The following is a 15,168-nucleotide window of genomic DNA, read 5'->3' as shown; positions in this document are numbered from 1 at the left end:
GGGTGGCCGGGGGTACGAAAAACGCGATCCTGCCGGCAAGTTGGCATGAGGACAGCGATTTCCGCATGTTTTCGACAGAAATCGTAAAGAATCGTTCAATTTTTTAGCGAGTTTCCTCGAGGGCTGGGCGCACTGCCCGCCCCTCGAGTCCCCGCTGCGGCTTAGCGCTTGGGTTTGCCGACTGGCTTTTTCGGCGGGGTGTGTTTGCCGGTCATGGGCGGCATGGCGTCGGCCAGGGACATTTTCAGCTGCTTGCCGCCGACCCAGACCTTGCGCAGGTGCTTGAAGATGTCGTCCGGCATGCCTTCGGGCATTTCGATGAAGGCGTGGTCTTCCAGAATCTCGATGCGGCCGATATAGCGCGATTCGAGGCCGCTTTCGTTGGAGATGGCGCCCACCAGGTTGCCGGCGCTGACGCCGTCGGCCGAGCCGACTTCCACGCGGTAGGGGCGCAGCGGCAGCGGTTTCGGGCCGCCGTCTTGCTTGTCCTTCTTGTTGCGCTTGGGCGCTTCTTCAAACATTGGCTCGTCGTCGTCCGCACGCGAGGACAGCTCCGGCGCGGCGCGCTCCGGCTTGGCGGCGCGCGGCGCCTTGGCGGCCGGCGCCGGCGGCGGGGTTTCGCCGTCGCGGTGCAGGCGCAGGGGCTGGCCGGCGACGCGCAGCGCCTGCAGGGCGTCGATATCGCCTGGCAGCAGGTCGGCCGGCATGTCCAGCAGCGAGTAATCGTCGTAGATCTCGATACGGCCGATGAACTTGGAGTCGATGCCGCCTTCGTTGGCGATGGCGCCGACGATATTGCCCGGCTTGACGCCGTGCTCGTAGCCGACTTCCACGCGGTAGGTGGCCATGCCCTGCTCCGGCTCGCGTGCGATACGCTCCTTCTTCGGACGCGGTTCGCGCGGCTCGCGTGGTTCACGCGGTTCACGCGACTCGCGGCCTTCCTGGCGCGGGGCGCCGTCTTCGTGCCAGCCTTTTTCGCGCGACTTGTCCAGCAGCAGAGGCTTGCCGCCGCAGGCCATCATGGCCAGCGCCGCGGCGACTTCCACCGCCGGGATATTGTGTTCAGCCTCGTACTCGCGCACCAGGTTTTCAAAGAAGGACAGGCCTTCCTGCGCCAGGGTGTCGGTGATCTGGTCCTTGAACTTGCTGATGCGGACGTCGTTGACCGCCTGCAGCGTCGGCAGCGTCATCGGCGTCACCGGCTGGCGCGTGGTGCGCTCGATCAGTTTCAGCAGGTTGCGCTCGCGCGGGGTGATGAACAGGATCGCGTCGCCGCTGCGGCCGGCGCGGCCGGTGCGGCCGATACGGTGGGTGTAGCTTTCCGGGTCGTACGGCACGTCGTAGTTGACCACGTGCGAGATGCGTTCCACGTCCAGGCCGCGGGCGGCGACGTCGGTGGCGACCAGGATGTCGATCTTGCCGTCTTTCAGCTGGCCGATGATGCGCTCGCGCGCCGCCTGCTGCATGTCGCCGTTGATGGCGCCGGCCGAGAAGCCGCGCGCCTGCAGGCGCTCCGCCAGTTCCTCGGTGCCGATCTTGGTGCGCGAGAAGATGATCATGCCGTCGAACGGCTCGGCTTCCAGGATGCGGGTCAGCGCGTCCAGCTTGTGCATGCCGCTCACCAGCCAGTAGCGCTGGCGGATATTGGTGTTGGTGGTGGTCTTGGCCGCCACCGCCACTTCGGCCGGATCGTTCAGGTAGGTGGTGGCGATGCGCTTGACCTGGGCCGGCATGGTGGCCGAGAACAGCGCGGTCTGGCGGCTGTCCGGGGTCTCCTGCAGGATGCGTTCAACGTCTTCGATAAAGCCCATGCGCAGCATTTCGTCGGCTTCGTCCAGCACCAGGGTTTTCAGCTCGGACAGGTCGAGCGAGCCTTTTTCCAGGTGGTCGATGACGCGGCCCGGGGTGCCGACCACCACGTGCACGCCGCGGCGCAGCGCCTGCAGCTGCGGGCCGTAGGACTGGCCGCCGTAGATCGGCAGCACATGGAATTTCGGGATGTGGGCGGCGTAGCGCTGGAACGCTTCGGCGACCTGGATCGCCAGCTCGCGCGTCGGCGCCAGCACCAGCGCTTGCGGCGCGGTTTGCTTGATGTCGATGCGGGACAGGATCGGCAGGGCGAAGGCTGCGGTCTTGCCGGTGCCGGTTTGCGCGGTGCCGAGCACGTCGCGGTTTTCCAGCAGGTGGGGGATGGTGGCAGCCTGGATCGGGGATGGGGCTTCGTAGCCCACCTCTTTCAGCGCTTTCAGGATGGGGGCGCTGAGGTTCAAATCGGTAAACAGGGTGTCTGACATGGCGGCACTCATAAATGGTTATTGTTGGTACGCCTGGTTTGACGCGAAACCGCCATTGTACCCTTTTCAGCTGTGCGGCTTGACGTCGTCCTTCAGTGCATTGAGCGCCATCTTCTCGATCAGACCGGGCGCCAGCAGCTTGAGCCAGCGTCCCAGCTTGCCTTTGGCGGTCATCACCACCTCGCGTTTTCTGGCCTGCATGCCGTCGATGATCAGTTGCGCGCATTCGGCCACCGGCATGGCGTCGTCCTCGCGCAGGCTGCTCTTGCCGAGCTCTCCGCCGGCGGCGTTGTAGCCGCGGTAGCGGATCTGGGTGTCGACCACGCCCGGATAGGCGGTGGTGACGCTGACGCCGCACGTCTTCATCTCGGCGCGCAGCGCCTCGAAGAAACCGGCCATGGCGAACTTGGTGGCGCCGTAGGCGGTGCGCCCCGGCACGCCGACCAGGCCGGCCAGCGAGGAAACGGCCACGATGCGGCCCTGCGCCGCCTTCAGGTAGGGCAAGGCGGCATGGGTGCACCAGATCGCGCCCCACAGGTTGACCCGCATCAGGTCCTCGTACCAGCTCAAATCGGACACTTCCTCGAACAAGGCGTGGGCCGAGCGGCCGGCGTTGTTGACCAGGGTGTCGATGCGGCCGAAGCGCTCCACGCTGGCGGCGATCAGGCGGCGGCACTGGTCCTGCTGGGCGACGTCGGTCGGCACCACCAGGGTGTCGGCGCCGGCGGCGCTGCAATCGGCGGCTACCGTCGCCAGCGCGGCCTCGTTGCGCGCGGCCAGGACCAGCGCCACGCCTTTGCGCGCCAGCTGGCGTGCCATTGCTGCGCCGATGCCGTCGGACGCGCCGGTGATGATGATGACTTCCATAGGTCTCCTTGGTTTCGGTCCATTATGGAGTAAGATCGCCGCCATGGATACCAAGTACTTACTCTGCGCCGGCTTGGCGCTGGCTGCCGCCACTGCCACCGCGCAGCAGGCGCCCATCGTGAAGGAGGCGCCGCTGCGCGCCCACCTGTCGTTCCTGGCCGACGACCTGCTGGAGGGCCGCGGCACCGGCCAGCGCGGCGGCGACCTGGCCGTGCGCTACCTGGAAACCCAGGTGGCGGCGCTGGGCCTGCAGCCGCTGGCCAATGGCCTGTACCGCCAGCCGGTGCGCTTTCGCGGCACCCGCCTGCAGCCGGGCAGCGCGATCCGCTTCGCCGCCGGCGCCAGCACCCTCACCCCGCGCCTGGGCCAGGATGTCCTGATCGGCACCGGCAGCGGCCGCGCCGAGGTGGTGTTCGATGCGCCGCTGGTGTTCGTCGGCTACGGCGCCGTCGCGCCGGAGGAAGACTGGAACGACTACAAGGACGCCGACGTCAAGGGCAAGATCCTGGTCATGATGGTCAACGACCCGCAGCCCACCGCCGAGGAGCCGAACCGCTTCGCCGGCAAGGGCTACACCTATTACGGCCGCTGGATGTACAAATTCGAGGAAGCCGCGCGCCGCGGCGCCGCCGGCGCCCTGCTGATCCACACCACGCCGTCCGCCGCCTACGGCTGGAACGTGCCCGCCACCAGCTTCGCGCTGGAGCGCTTCCACGCCACCGGCGACGGCAACCTGCTGGAAGGCTGGCTGAGCGAAGACTACGCGCGCACCCTGTTCCAGGCCGCCGGCGCCGACCTGGATGCGCTGCGCGCCGCCGCCGAACGCAAGGACTTCCGCCCGGTGCAGCTGAACCTCGGCGCCCACGCCGAAATCCGCTCCAGCGTACGCCAGGTGGAGCAGTTCAACGTGGTCGGCATCGTGCCCGGCAGCGATCCCAAGCTGCGCGGCCAGGCCGTGGTCTACTCGGCGCACTGGGACCACCTGGGCAAGGCCGAAGGCCCGGCCGACGGCGCCGACCGTATCTACAACGGCGCCATCGACAACGGCTCCGGCGCCGCCGCCCTGCTGGCGATGGCCGCCGCCGCGGTGCAAAAGCCGGCCAAGCGCTCGCAGGTCTTCCTGTGGCCGGCCGCCGAGGAAGTCGGCATGCACGGCGCGCAAGCGTACGTCGCCAACCCGGCCTTCCCGCTCAAGGACACCCTGGCCGACCTGAATCTCGATTCGATGAATTTCGCCGGCCGCACGCGCGATATCGGCGTGGCCGGCGCCGGGCGCAGCACCCTGATCGACAACGCCGCGCGCGTCGCCACGCAAATGGGACTGAAGCTGGCGCCGCCAATCCCGGACCTGTCGGGCGCCTACTTCCGCGCCGACCACTTCCAGTTCGCGCGCGCCGGGGTGCCGGCCTTTAACGTCGGTTCCGCCGTGTTCTCCGGCGACGGCCATTTCGAGTTCGAACATGCGCACGACGCCTCGGCCGCCAAAATCGTCGCCTTCAAGGACGACTACCACCGCGTCAGCGACCAGTACCAGGCCAGCTGGGATTTGTCGGGCATGGTGCAGCAGGCCCAGTTCACCCTGCACCTGGGCTACGACATCGCCAACGGCAAGACCATGCCGAGCTGGCGCAAGGGCGACCCGTTCAGCTTTATCAAGCGCTGAGCGCAGCCTCGTTCTGCTCCAGCAGGGCGATGAAGCCGTCCGCCGGCAGCGGGCGGCCGAAGTAGTAACCCTGCATATGGCGGCAGCCATGGCGGCGCAGGAAGTCGACCTGCTCCTGCGTCTCCACCCCTTCCGAAATCACTTCCAGCCCCAGGTTGCCGGCCAGCGCGATGATGGTGCAGACGATGGCCGCGTCGTCCGGATCGACGGTCAGGTCGCGCACGAAGGTCTGGTCGATCTTCAGCACGTCGATCTCGAAGCGCTTCAGGTGCGCCAGCGAGGAATAGCCGGTGCCAAAGTCGTCGATGGCCAGCTTGATGCCCAGCTTTTTCAGCGCGTGCATCACTTGCGTGGCGTGCGCCACATCGTTCATCACCGCGCTTTCGGTCAGCTCCAGCTCCAGGCAGTGCGGCGCCAGGCCGGTATCGGCCAGCACGTCCGCCACGTCCTGCACAAAGTCCGGCTCGGCCAGCTGGCGGGCCGACACATTGACCGCCATGCGCAAGTCCTTGCGGCCGGCGCGCTGCCAGTCGCGCAGCTGGCGGCAGGCGGTGCGCAGCACCCAGTGCCCGACCGCCAGGATCTGCCCGGTCTCCTCGGCCAGCGGGATGAAGCGGTTCGGCGCCACCATGCCCATCTCCGGATGGCGCCAGCGGATCAGCGCCTCCATGCCCATGATGCGGCCGCTGGCGCTATCGACCTGCGGCTGGTAATGCAGCTCGAATTCGCGCCGCTCCAGCGCGGTGCGCAGCGCGCTTTCGATGCGCAGGCGCTCGCCCAGCTGCTCGTTCATGGCGGCGGTGTAGAACTGGTAGTTGTTGCCGCCCATTTCCTTGGCGCGGAACATGGCGATGTCGGCGCGCTCGGCCAGCACGCCCGGCTCCTTGCTATCGGTCGGGAACACGGCAATGCCGGCGCTGCAGGTCAGGAACAGTTCCGTGTTGTCCAGCACCAGCGGCGCCGCCAGGCTGTCCAGCACGCGCTGCAGCTGCTCGGCGCGCGGCGCGCTGCCGCCATGCTCGGGCAGCAGCAGCAGGGCGAATTCGTCGCCGCCCAGGCGCGCCACGGTATCGACCGGCCGCACCGCCGCCTGCAGGCGCGCCGCCACGATCTGCAGCAGGCGGTCGCCGCCCTGGTGGCCGAGGCGGCTGTTGGTGAACTTGAAGCGGTCCAGGTCGATCGACACCAGCCACAGCTCGTGGCCCTTGCGCCCCGAGTGCTGGATGGTCTGCGCCAGGCGGTCCTGCAGCAGCACGCGGTTGGGCAGGCCGGTCAGCGCGTCGTGGGTCGACTGGTGGTGCAGCTCCGACTCGTACTCCTTGATGGCGGTGATGTCGTGCTGGATCGAGATGAAGTTGGTGACCGCGCCGTGCTCGTCGCGCACCGGCGACATATAGATATCGTTCCAGAACTGCGTGCCGTCCTTGCGGTAGCAGCGCAGCACGGCATGCCCGTCGCGCTGCTCGCGGATGGCGGCGCGCAGCTCGTCGATGCCCGGCTGGTCGAGGTCGGCGCCGAACAGCAGGCGCGGGCTGGTGCCCAGCACCTCGCTGCTGCGGTAGCCGGTGATGCGCTCATAGGCCGGATTGACGTAGACGATCGGGTTGTGCAGCTCGCAGGAGGTGATCACCACCGCATTGGTGCTCGATTCGATGGCGCGCTGGCGCAGCAGCAAGGCCTGGTTGGCCGCCTTCAGTTCCGCCGTGCGGGTTTCCACGCGCTGCTGGATCAGCAGCTTGCGGCGCTTGAGCGAATCGACGAAGGCCGAGCCGATCAGGGTGGTCAGGATGCCCAGCGCCAGCGTAAACAGCGAGGCCAGATGCTCGCTGGCCAGCACGCGCTGGTCGGGCGTGGCCTGCAGCAGCCAGCGCGCGCCGGCCACGTCGAGCGGCAAGCTGACCGGCGCCGTGCGCGCCGGGTACAGCCAGGCCGGCAAGGCCAGGCCGCCATTGGGCTGCTGCGGCGGCGTCTGGTACACCAGGCTGGCCGCCTCGGCGCGCGGCGCGGCATACACGCGCATCGCCAGCGCCGTGCTATCGGTACCGGCGCTGGCAAAGATTTTTTCGATCATTTCGCCCGGCTGCAGGGTCAGCGCGGTTTCGCCCACCACCGGGCCGCCGGCGCCCTGGGCGTACAGCGGCATCGACACCACCACGCCCAGGCGCGGGCCGCTGCCGTTGCGCTGCACCAGCTGCACCAGCGGGCCGGCCGCCGGCGTTCCGCTGGCATAGGCGCGCTGGCGCGCACTGACCGCGCCGTCGCCATGCAGGGTGTCAAAGCCGAGCGCCTGCTCGTTGCCGGCCAGCGGCTCGATATAGTCGATGACGCGGTAGCGCGCGCGCGGCGGCGCCGGCTGCAGCACGCCGTCGCGCATATCGGTGATGGTGGCGCCCGGGCGCAGCGCCTGCAGCGACGCTTCGAAGGCGGGCCGCTCGGCATGGTCGATGAAGCGCAGGTAGCTGGTGCCCAGCACATACGGGTAGCGCGCCAGCAGCGGCGCCACGAAGCGGCGGAACTGTTCGCGGCTGGTGTCGGGGTGGCTGGTGAACAGCTGGTTGACGGCATACAGGCTGGACAGGGCGCCGCCGACACCCTCGCGCAGCACGAAGGCGCGCGCCTGCACGCGCTGCTCGAAGGCCAGTTGGGCGCGCTGCGCCTCCAGCCGGCTGATGCCGGCAAACAGGGCGCCGGTCATGGCAAAGCCGCACAGCAGCGCCAGCGCTGCGGTGCGGGTGCGGAATGTGTGCTGCGGTGCTGCGCTGATCGGATCGTCCATCGTGCCCCTGCCTTCGCCTTGCCAGCTTACCATTTTCGCACGAGCGGACGATATTTGCTATAGGGCAACAACGCGCCGCGGCGCGGGCGGGCGGCGCTATACTGGTCCGCCTACATCCCGAGGAGGCGATCATGGACAAGACCTGGGTCGTCGTGGCCGACAGCAGCCACGCCCGCATTTTCCAGCTGCGCGACCCGCAGCTGGCTCCCGAAGAGATCTTTGACCTGGCCAATCCGCTGGGCCGGGCCGATAACCGCCAGCTGGCGTCCGACGGCCACGGCCAGTATTTCGGTCCGGACGGCCATGGCCACACCGCGCCGCGCGTGGAGGAACCGGTGCAGCACGAGGTGCGCCAGTTCGCGCGCGCCCTCGGCCACCGGCTCGACACGGCCGCTGCCCAGCACCGCTTCCAGCACCTGGCCCTGGTGGCCGCGCCGCGCTTCCTGGGCTTGCTGCGCGACAGCCTGGACAAGCAAACCCGCAAGCTGGTGAGCGCCGAAGTGGCCAAGAATGTGAGCGGCTTCCCGCCGCACGAGCTGGAGGCCTGCCTGCGCGAACTGGCCAAGCCGGCCCGCCCCGCCTGACGGGGGCGGCCATGGACTTCAGCAGCCAATGGACCAGCGTCGCCGGGCCGGACGGCGCCTTCGACGCCTACCTGGCCCTGCCGCGTAGCGGCCACGGCCCCGCCCTCCTGCTGCTGCAGGAAATCTTCGGCGTGAATGCCCATATCCGCAGCGTGGCCGAGCAGTATGCCGCCGATGGTTTCGTGGTGCTGGCGCCGGACCTGTTCTGGCGCCAGGGCCGGCGCCTGGAATTCGGCTATGACGAAGCGGACTGGGGCCGCGCCGCGCAATGCATGCAGCGCGCCGACGTGGCGCAGGCCCAGGCCGATATCGGCGCCGCCGCCGCCGCCCTGCGCGCCACACCCGGCGCCGACGACCGCCTGGCGGCACAGGGCTTTTGCTGGGGCGGCCGCATGGCCTACCTGGCGCTGGCCAACGGCCACGCCGACCACGCGGTGGCGTATTACGGCGGCGGCATCCAGCACTGCCTGGAGCGCGCCGGCGATGTGCGCGGCCCGCTGCTGCTGCATTTCGGCGGCCAGGACAGCCACATCCCGCTGGCCGCCGTGCGCCAGGTGGCCGAACGCTTCGAAGCGCACGACCAGGTGGAAATCCATGTCTATCCCGAAGCCCAGCACGGCTTCAACTGCAGCCACCGCAGCAGCTACCACCAGCGCAGCGCAGCCGAAGCCCATGGCCACACCCTGCTGTTCCTGAGCGAGAACCAGTAAGTGCGCTAGCGTACAGATGGGCCTGCCGTGCGGGCCCACACTCGGCGCTGGACTGTTCTGGAGGAAGACATGGCTGAGCACCTGAAATCCCCATCCGCAGCACTGGCCGACACGCCCGGCTTTGCCGCCGAGCCGGCGGTCGTCCCGGCCGCAGCGCCGGCGGCCACCCTGCTCTCGACCACCCTGGCCGTGCTGCTGGCCGTACTGCTGGCCGCTTGCGGCGGCGGTGGCGGTGGCGGCAGCACCGTCACCACGCCGGAAGCGCCGGTGACGCCGCCCGTCACGCCGCCGGTCACCCCGCCCGAACCGCCAGCGCCGGCGTTCGCGCTGGCCCTGCGCGAAATCGCCAGCGGCCTGGACGCCCCGCTCTTCCTGACCGCCCCGGCCGGCGATGCGCGCCGCTTCATCGTCGAGCGCGCCGGCCGCATCCGCCTGCTGGCCGCCAACGGCGCCATCGCCGCCACGCCCTTCCTCGACCTGAGCGGCCTGATCAGCACCAGCGGCGAAGGCGGCCTGCTGTCGATGGCCTTCCACCCGCACTACGCGCAGAACGGGCGCTTTTACATCTACTACACCGACAAGTTCCAGAACATCGCCATCGACGAAGTCAAAGTCTCCGCCAACCCCGACCTGGCCGACCGCGACTCGCTCAGGCGCGTGATCACCATCCCGCACCCGAACTACACCAACCACTACGGCGGCCTGCTGGCCTTCGGCCCGGACGGCTACCTGTACGCCGGCACCGGCGACGGCGGCAGTGCGGGCGACCCCAACGGCAATGCGCAAAACCTCGATTCCCTGCTGGGCAAGCTGCTGCGCCTGAACGTGGACAACCCGTTGCCGCCGCTGTACACCGTACCGTCCGACAACCCCTTCGTCGGCCAGGACGGCAAGCGCGGCGAAATCTGGGCCTTCGGCCTGCGCAACCCGTGGCGCTTCACGTTCGATCCGGCCAGCGGCCAGCTGTATATCGCCGATGTCGGCCAGGAGCTGCGCGAGGAAGTCAATATCGTGCCGGCCGCGCAGAAAGCCGCCAACTACGGCTGGAACATCATGGAAGGCACGCGCTGCTACAACGCCGCCACTTGCGCGCAGCAGGGCCTGACTTTGCCCGCCTTCGAATACGAGCACGGCGCCAACGACGCCAACGGCTGCTCGATCACCGGCGGCTTCGTCTACCGCGGCACGGCATTGCCCGAGCTGGCCGGGCGCTACCTGTATTCGGACTACTGCAAGGGCTTCCTGAAGAGCTTCCTGTACGCCAACGGTGCGGTCAGCGAAGCGAAAGAATGGGATGTCGGCAGCATCGGCTTCGTGCCAGCCTTCGGCCAGGACGCGGCCGGTGAAATTTACGTGTTGAGCGGGGCCGGCAAGGTTTACCAGATCGTGCGCAAGTAGCGGTTACAATGGGGGCTTTCCACAGCCCCCGACCGCAACGCAATGGCCAGACTGAAGCTTGAGTTCCCGGAAGACCAATTCTGTTTTTCGACCCAGCTGACGGTACGCGTGACCGACATCAACGCCGCCAACCACCTCGGCAACGATTCGATGATTTCCATGATTTCGGAAGCGCGGGCGCGCTTCCTGTTCGAGTTCGGCGTGCGGGAAACCGAGCCGGACGGCACCGGCATCATCATCACCGATCTGGCCACCACCTACCGCGCCGAAGCCCATGCGCGCGACCAGCTGCTGTTCGAAGTGGGGGTGATGGACTTCAATAAGTACGGCGGCGATGTGACCTTCCGCGTCACCCGCCCGGCCGATAGCAAACTGGTTGCCATGGCCAAGCAGGGCTTCGTGTTCTACAACTACAAGAGCGCGCAAGTGGTGCCGATGCCGGACGACTTCCGCGCCAAGTTCAGCCGCGTGAACTGGATCGACTGAGTTACTTCTGGCTCAGCTGGGCCGGGGCGCCGAAGGTGTCCTTGAACCAGTCGTCCAGCATCGGCTTTTCATAGCGCAGCGCATCGCCGCCCGGATAGCGGTTCATGCGGTCCAGGTAGAGCATATTTTTCAAGTTCTCGCTGCCGCTCGCGATCACCTTGCCATCCTGTTCCAGCGAATAGCTCAGCGACATGGTCGGCCAGTCGGCCTGGCCACGCAGGATGCGCAGGTCGTTCATGGCGTTGCGGCGTGTTGGTTCAACGCGGCCGGCCAGGTCGATATCGGTGACGGTCACGTTCAGCTGCTGGTTGAGCGGCAGCCGTTTGGCCAGCTTGTCAAAGTGCGCGGTCAGCTCTTTCAGCACTTGGGTACGTTCCGACTCCGCGAACGGCATGTCGTGGAAATTTTTCGGCTCCTGGTAGGTGACTTTCACCGTGCCAGCCGAGGCGGCACCGGCTGCGGCCAGCATCAGGGCGGCGGCGGGCCAGTAGCGTGAGTGGCGTTTCATGGCATCAATCCTTTCAGTAGATTTGTTTTCAATATACTCCTCCCCTGCGCTGTTGGTGCAGTTGAAACAGTTTCTCACAAAAAAAACGGGCCGGATACTTCCGGCCCATTCATGATAGTTACTCCCGGTTAGGTGCCGATGCGGCCACCGTCATTCTTGGTGATGGCGATGGTGGCCGAGCGTGGACGCTTGCCGCTACCATAGCCGGCGTTGGACGGCCACTGGCTGGTGAACTTGGTCGGATCGGCGATGTTGGCGCCGGCCGTGCCCTCACCCGGGTGCTGGATGTTGACGAACAGGGTCTTGCCGTCCGGGGTTTCGGCAATGCCGGTCAGTTCGCAGTCGACCGGGCCGACCAGGAAGCGCTTCAGGGTATCGGCGGTCGGGGTCTTGCCGACAAAGGTATCGACATTGCCCGACGCGTGGGCCAGCGTCACTTTCTTGCCGTCGCCCACGCTGCCCGGCAGGCCGGCCAGCATCATGCAGTTGGTGACATCGGTGTAGGCGCCGTCGTCGGTCTGGATCCAGCAGATGCCGGTCGACTTGGCGAAGGCCAGTCCGTCCGGGCTGGAGAAGTCCTGGTCAGCAGTCAGGCTGGACAGGTTGACCAGGGCCGGGTTGGCGTCCGACTGCGCGCCGAACAGGTAGACGTCCCACTGGAAGGTGGCGGAGGCGTTGCCGTCCTTTTCCTTCACGCGCAGGATGTGGCCGTTCACGTTGCCGCCCTGCTTGCTGCTGCCCTTCATGTCCTCGTAGGTACGCGGGTTCGGGCCGTCCGGCGCGGTACGGGCGCTGTTATTGGTCAGGGTGAAGTACACCTCGCCGTTGGCCGGATTGACCGAGCACCACTCCGGGCGGTCCATCTTGGTCGCGCCGACGGCGTCGGCGGCCAGGCGGGCGTTGATCAGCACGTCGGCCTGGTCGGCGAACTTGTAGCCGGCGTAGCCGGCGATGGCGGCATTGCTGATGCTCAGTTCAATCCAGGAACCGGTGCCGTCGGCGCCGAACTTGGCCACGAACAGCTTGCCCGCATCCAGGTATTTGTCGCCGGTGGCCAGCAGGTCGGCCGGGTTGGCGTCGGCATCGCTCCAGGTCGCGCTGGAGACGAATTTATAGATGTATTCGTTGCGCGAGTCGTCGCCCATGTAGACCGCCAGCGGCTGGCCGGCAACGGTCTTGCCGAAGGCGGCGCTTTCGTGGGCGTAGCGGCCCAGGGCGGTGCGCTTGCGCAGGGCCCGGGTCTTGTTGTACGGGTCGGCTTCCACGATGAAGCCCATGCCGTTCATCTCGTTGCGGTAGTCGTCGCTGCCGTCGGCCGAAGCGCCCAGCTTGGAGTTGTTCCAGCGTGCGTACTTGTCGTCGGCGCCGCCGGTTTCCCAGCCGTGGCGCGACGCGGCGCCCTGGTTGCGGCCATAGCGCTTCAGCGCAGCGACGCTCTTGTCGTTGCGTGCCGCATCGTCAGCCGCGCCGCGGAAGAAGTAACCGCTCCAGTTCTCTTCACCGGACACGAAGGAGCCCCATGGGGTCTTGCCGGTACCGCAGTTGTTCAAAGTGCCGCGGGTCTTGGTGCCGTCTTTCGAGTACTTGGTTTTCAGCAGCGCATTGCCTTTGGCCGGGCCGGAGATGTCGCACTCGGTCAGGCAGGTCACGCGGCGGTTGTAGGCGGAATCCTTGACGTACTCCCACTTGCCGGCGGCCTTGCGCACTTCCACCACAGAGATGCCGTGCAGGCCGGTTTCGCGGTCCACTTCCGCTGCCGGACGCGGCAAGGTGTTGGTGCCGCCATTGGCGTGGATGAAGAACGACGCCAGCTTTTCATTGGTGGTCGCTTCGTGGTTCATGGCCAGCAGGCCGCGCTCATTGCCGTTGGCCGAAGGCTTGCCGTTGCTATCCAGGCCGAAGAATTCCATGCCGTCGTGATGGTCGCCGGCGCGGTTGTCGAAGTCGGCATCGCTGCCATCGTTCTTGAAGGCGCCGGTGGCAGCGGTCAGCGGATCGCCCAGCGCGTAGATGACGGTCGCGGTATAGCCGGCCGGCACCACCACGCTGTCGGCCAGGCTCTTGCCCACGGCCGCGAAGCCCAGCAGCTTCTCGCTTGGGGTTGGGGTTTCCGGCTTGGTGATGACCGGCGCATCGTTGTTGTTGCCGCCGCCGCAGGCGCTCAGGGTAGCCGAGCCCATCATCACCGACATCGCCGATGCGACCGAACCGCGCAGCAGGTTACGGCGGCTGATGCGCTTGTCGAGGATTTCGCTGAAGTGTTCGTTCGGGGTATCGTTGTAGCCGATGTCGTCGTGATCGATTTTGTTTTCCATGACGCTTTCCAAGAATGGGGGAGTTGAAACTGCCCGCCATTCTAGGAAGCGAAAATGACAACGTTGTGACGACTTAGAGATTTTGCGCGCGCGTCAGGCACGCCACTCCATCTTTTGCAGTTTGATGTGCGGGTGGCTCTCCAGCGCTTCCCAATGCGGGAGGAAGCGGAAGCCGCGCTTGAGGTAGAACGCAGCGGCGCGTTCGTTGTCGGGCGAAACGTCGAGCACCACGCGCTGGTGGCCTTGCTCGACCGCATGCGCCAGCATCGCCTCCACCAGCGCGGCTGCGGCGCCGCTGCCGCGCTGTCCAGGCTTGACCCACATCGCGATCAGGTTGTACTCCTGCGCCGCGCTGAACACACCGCCGACCATGCCGATCGGCGCGCCTTCGCTGCAGAAGGCCAGCAGGTATGTGGCCGGGCCACGCGCGGCGGCGCGGTCGCGCCATTGGTCATCGGGATTAGCGGCAGCGCTGGCGTGCGTCACGCCAAACGCGGTGGGCGCATCAAGCAGCGCTGCCAGGCGGAGTTCCTTGAGGGCAGTCCAGTCGGATTCAATGGTGCGGCGGATAAGCATGGAGTCCTGGTTCGTCGTTGGGCGACCAGTATATCAATCATGCCAGCTGTAATCCTCGTCGTCAGTATCAGGCAGCGGGGCAAATATTTCGGCGAGCAGTTTCCCGTCCAGCAGGCGCTCGGATCAAACTTCGAATTCTTCCGGTCCGGCCGTTTCCAGCTCAAGCGCGTATTGACTGGGAATCTCGCCGAATCGCTTGAGCAACTGGTGCTCCAAAATTTGCTGTTTTCCCTTCTGCTCAAAGCCCCACCGAATTTGCTCCGCAAAAGTGTCAAAAAAAAGGCATGCCATTACGAAAGTCCGCCATTTGCTCCTCCTTGATCACCATGCGTGGTGTCGCTTCCAATGTATGCCTGGCCTCCGATTCTGACAACCTGGTCCGCAGCCATAATTCGACTGCGCGTCGGAGCTCGACGCTCCCCTCTTCCGCAAGCCATTGCTCAAACTCGCGCGCCAACTCTTGGATCTGTTGGCTTGAAGCCGAGTACGCCAGCGCAGCTAGCGCACCCAATAAATTGTTTAGCTGAAAGCCAAATCGTTGCGACACAGCGCGCAAGTCCACCAATACATATCGCTGAGCTGCCTGATAGACTTCGATTCCAACCGGAGGCGGCAAAGCCAGACTCGTAGGCGTTTCCTTCCACTTCACCAAATCCTGGTACAGCAAACCTAGATAGACCTGCATGCGCAATGCCATCCAATGGTCCGGCCGGGACTGGAATTCCAATAGCACGTAGAGATAAAGCCATTCGTCCCGCATACGCAATCGCCACACCATATCGCTATGGCGTTGCTCACCTCCATCAGCCACATAACTTCCATTGACGCGCTCAAGCGTATCCATTTGAAGTCCATCCGCCCACGCTGGCGCAAGAAAACCTTCCAACAAATTGCGGACAATCGTCGGATATGCAAACAAGGCGCGGAAAGCGGTGTCGTGCTCGGTGCTCATTGGCCGATTGTAGGCAGGACGGCCTGCAGGCCAATTGCG

12 protein-coding genes are annotated in these 15,168 nt (G+C 66.3%); 5 read left to right on the top strand and 7 right to left on the bottom strand.

Annotated features, from left to right (window positions below):
* Positions 1–161 precede the first annotated feature (161 nt).
* The gene (locus AAHE99_RS05560; protein WP_342115259.1) at positions 162–2,294 is read right to left on the bottom strand and encodes a DEAD/DEAH box helicase; all 2,133 of its coding nucleotides are present in this window, start codon (positions 2,292–2,294) and stop codon (positions 162–164) included.
* Between the two features lie 66 nt (positions 2,295–2,360).
* Positions 2,361–3,161, bottom strand: coding sequence for an SDR family oxidoreductase (locus tag AAHE99_RS05555; protein ID WP_342115257.1), 801 nt, complete (start codon positions 3,159–3,161; stop codon positions 2,361–2,363).
* Between the two features lie 43 nt (positions 3,162–3,204).
* On the opposite strand from AAHE99_RS05555, the gene AAHE99_RS05550 reads away from it, so the two are divergent.
* Complete coding sequence (locus AAHE99_RS05550) at positions 3,205–4,824, top strand: M28 family peptidase (RefSeq protein WP_342115255.1); 1,620 nt, start codon at positions 3,205–3,207, stop codon at positions 4,822–4,824.
* Here AAHE99_RS05550 and AAHE99_RS05545 read toward each other — a convergent pair.
* The gene (locus AAHE99_RS05545; RefSeq protein ID WP_342115254.1) at positions 4,814–7,600 is read right to left on the bottom strand and encodes a bifunctional diguanylate cyclase/phosphodiesterase; all 2,787 of its coding nucleotides are present in this window, start codon (positions 7,598–7,600) and stop codon (positions 4,814–4,816) included. The genes AAHE99_RS05550 and AAHE99_RS05545 overlap by 11 nt on opposite strands.
* Before the next feature lie 131 nt (positions 7,601–7,731).
* On the opposite strand from AAHE99_RS05545, the gene AAHE99_RS05540 reads away from it, so the two are divergent.
* The 4 genes from AAHE99_RS05540 to AAHE99_RS05525 all read left to right on the top strand — a co-directional run bounded on the left by AAHE99_RS05540 (position 7,732) and on the right by AAHE99_RS05525 (position 10,778).
* Positions 7,732–8,184: a host attachment protein gene (locus AAHE99_RS05540; protein ID WP_342115252.1), complete on the top strand. Its 453-nt coding sequence runs from the start codon at positions 7,732–7,734 to the stop codon at positions 8,182–8,184.
* Between the two features lie 11 nt (positions 8,185–8,195).
* A complete protein-coding gene (locus AAHE99_RS05535; protein ID WP_342115250.1) occupies positions 8,196–8,894 on the top strand; it encodes a dienelactone hydrolase family protein in 699 nt (232 codons plus the stop codon).
* 69 nt (positions 8,895–8,963) lie between these two features.
* Positions 8,964–10,292 carry a PQQ-dependent sugar dehydrogenase gene (locus AAHE99_RS05530; protein WP_342115248.1) on the top strand — a complete coding sequence of 443 codons (1,329 nt, stop codon included), beginning with the start codon at positions 8,964–8,966 and terminating at the stop codon, positions 10,290–10,292.
* A gap of 42 nt (positions 10,293–10,334) precedes the next feature.
* A complete protein-coding gene (locus AAHE99_RS05525; RefSeq protein ID WP_342115247.1) occupies positions 10,335–10,778 on the top strand; it encodes a thioesterase family protein in 444 nt (147 codons plus the stop codon).
* A gap of 1 nt (position 10,779) precedes the next feature.
* Here the strand turns inward: AAHE99_RS05525 and AAHE99_RS05520 are convergent, their stop codons facing one another.
* From AAHE99_RS05520 to AAHE99_RS05505, 4 genes are all read right to left on the bottom strand, one after another.
* The gene (locus AAHE99_RS05520; protein ID WP_342115245.1) at positions 10,780–11,286 is read right to left on the bottom strand and encodes a DUF3016 domain-containing protein; all 507 of its coding nucleotides are present in this window, start codon (positions 11,284–11,286) and stop codon (positions 10,780–10,782) included.
* Positions 11,287–11,414: 128 nt separating this feature from the next.
* The gene (locus tag AAHE99_RS05515) at positions 11,415–13,601 is read right to left on the bottom strand and encodes a PhoX family protein (RefSeq protein ID WP_342115243.1); all 2,187 of its coding nucleotides are present in this window, start codon (positions 13,599–13,601) and stop codon (positions 11,415–11,417) included.
* A gap of 93 nt (positions 13,602–13,694) precedes the next feature.
* Positions 13,695–14,177, bottom strand: a complete 483-nt coding sequence (locus AAHE99_RS05510; protein ID WP_342115241.1) for a GNAT family N-acetyltransferase — start codon at positions 14,175–14,177, stop codon at positions 13,695–13,697.
* A gap of 271 nt (positions 14,178–14,448) precedes the next feature.
* Positions 14,449–15,129 (bottom strand): Rpn family recombination-promoting nuclease/putative transposase, encoded by a 681-nt coding sequence (locus AAHE99_RS05505; protein WP_342115239.1) that lies wholly within the window; start codon positions 15,127–15,129, stop codon positions 14,449–14,451.
* Positions 15,130–15,168: the final 39 nt, after the last annotated feature.

The sequence above is a fragment of the Pseudoduganella sp. OTU4001 genome (assembly GCF_038440195.1).
GTDB lineage: Bacteria > Pseudomonadota > Gammaproteobacteria > Burkholderiales > Burkholderiaceae_D > Rugamonas.
Note: the sequence above shows the minus strand (reverse complement) of the source record. Positions and strands in the feature narration are given on the sequence as shown.

Coding starts and splice junctions, on each gene's coding strand:
- AAHE99_RS05550 (WP_342115255.1), top strand. CDS start 3,205: ATGGATACCAAGTACTTACTCTGCGCCGGCTTGGCGCTGGCTGCCGCC.
- AAHE99_RS05510 (WP_342115241.1), bottom strand. CDS start 14,177: ATGCTTATCCGCCGCACCATTGAATCCGACTGGACTGCCCTCAAGGAA.
- AAHE99_RS05525 (WP_342115247.1), top strand. CDS start 10,335: ATGGCCAGACTGAAGCTTGAGTTCCCGGAAGACCAATTCTGTTTTTCG.
- AAHE99_RS05560 (WP_342115259.1), bottom strand. CDS start 2,294: ATGTCAGACACCCTGTTTACCGATTTGAACCTCAGCGCCCCCATCCTG.
- AAHE99_RS05530 (WP_342115248.1), top strand. CDS start 8,964: ATGGCTGAGCACCTGAAATCCCCATCCGCAGCACTGGCCGACACGCCC.
- AAHE99_RS05545 (WP_342115254.1), bottom strand. CDS start 7,600: ATGGACGATCCGATCAGCGCAGCACCGCAGCACACATTCCGCACCCGC.
- AAHE99_RS05505 (WP_342115239.1), bottom strand. CDS start 15,129: ATGAGCACCGAGCACGACACCGCTTTCCGCGCCTTGTTTGCATATCCG.
- AAHE99_RS05535 (WP_342115250.1), top strand. CDS start 8,196: ATGGACTTCAGCAGCCAATGGACCAGCGTCGCCGGGCCGGACGGCGCC.
- AAHE99_RS05515 (WP_342115243.1), bottom strand. CDS start 13,601: ATGGAAAACAAAATCGATCACGACGACATCGGCTACAACGATACCCCG.
- AAHE99_RS05555 (WP_342115257.1), bottom strand. CDS start 3,161: ATGGAAGTCATCATCATCACCGGCGCGTCCGACGGCATCGGCGCAGCA.
- AAHE99_RS05540 (WP_342115252.1), top strand. CDS start 7,732: ATGGACAAGACCTGGGTCGTCGTGGCCGACAGCAGCCACGCCCGCATT.
- AAHE99_RS05520 (WP_342115245.1), bottom strand. CDS start 11,286: ATGAAACGCCACTCACGCTACTGGCCCGCCGCCGCCCTGATGCTGGCC.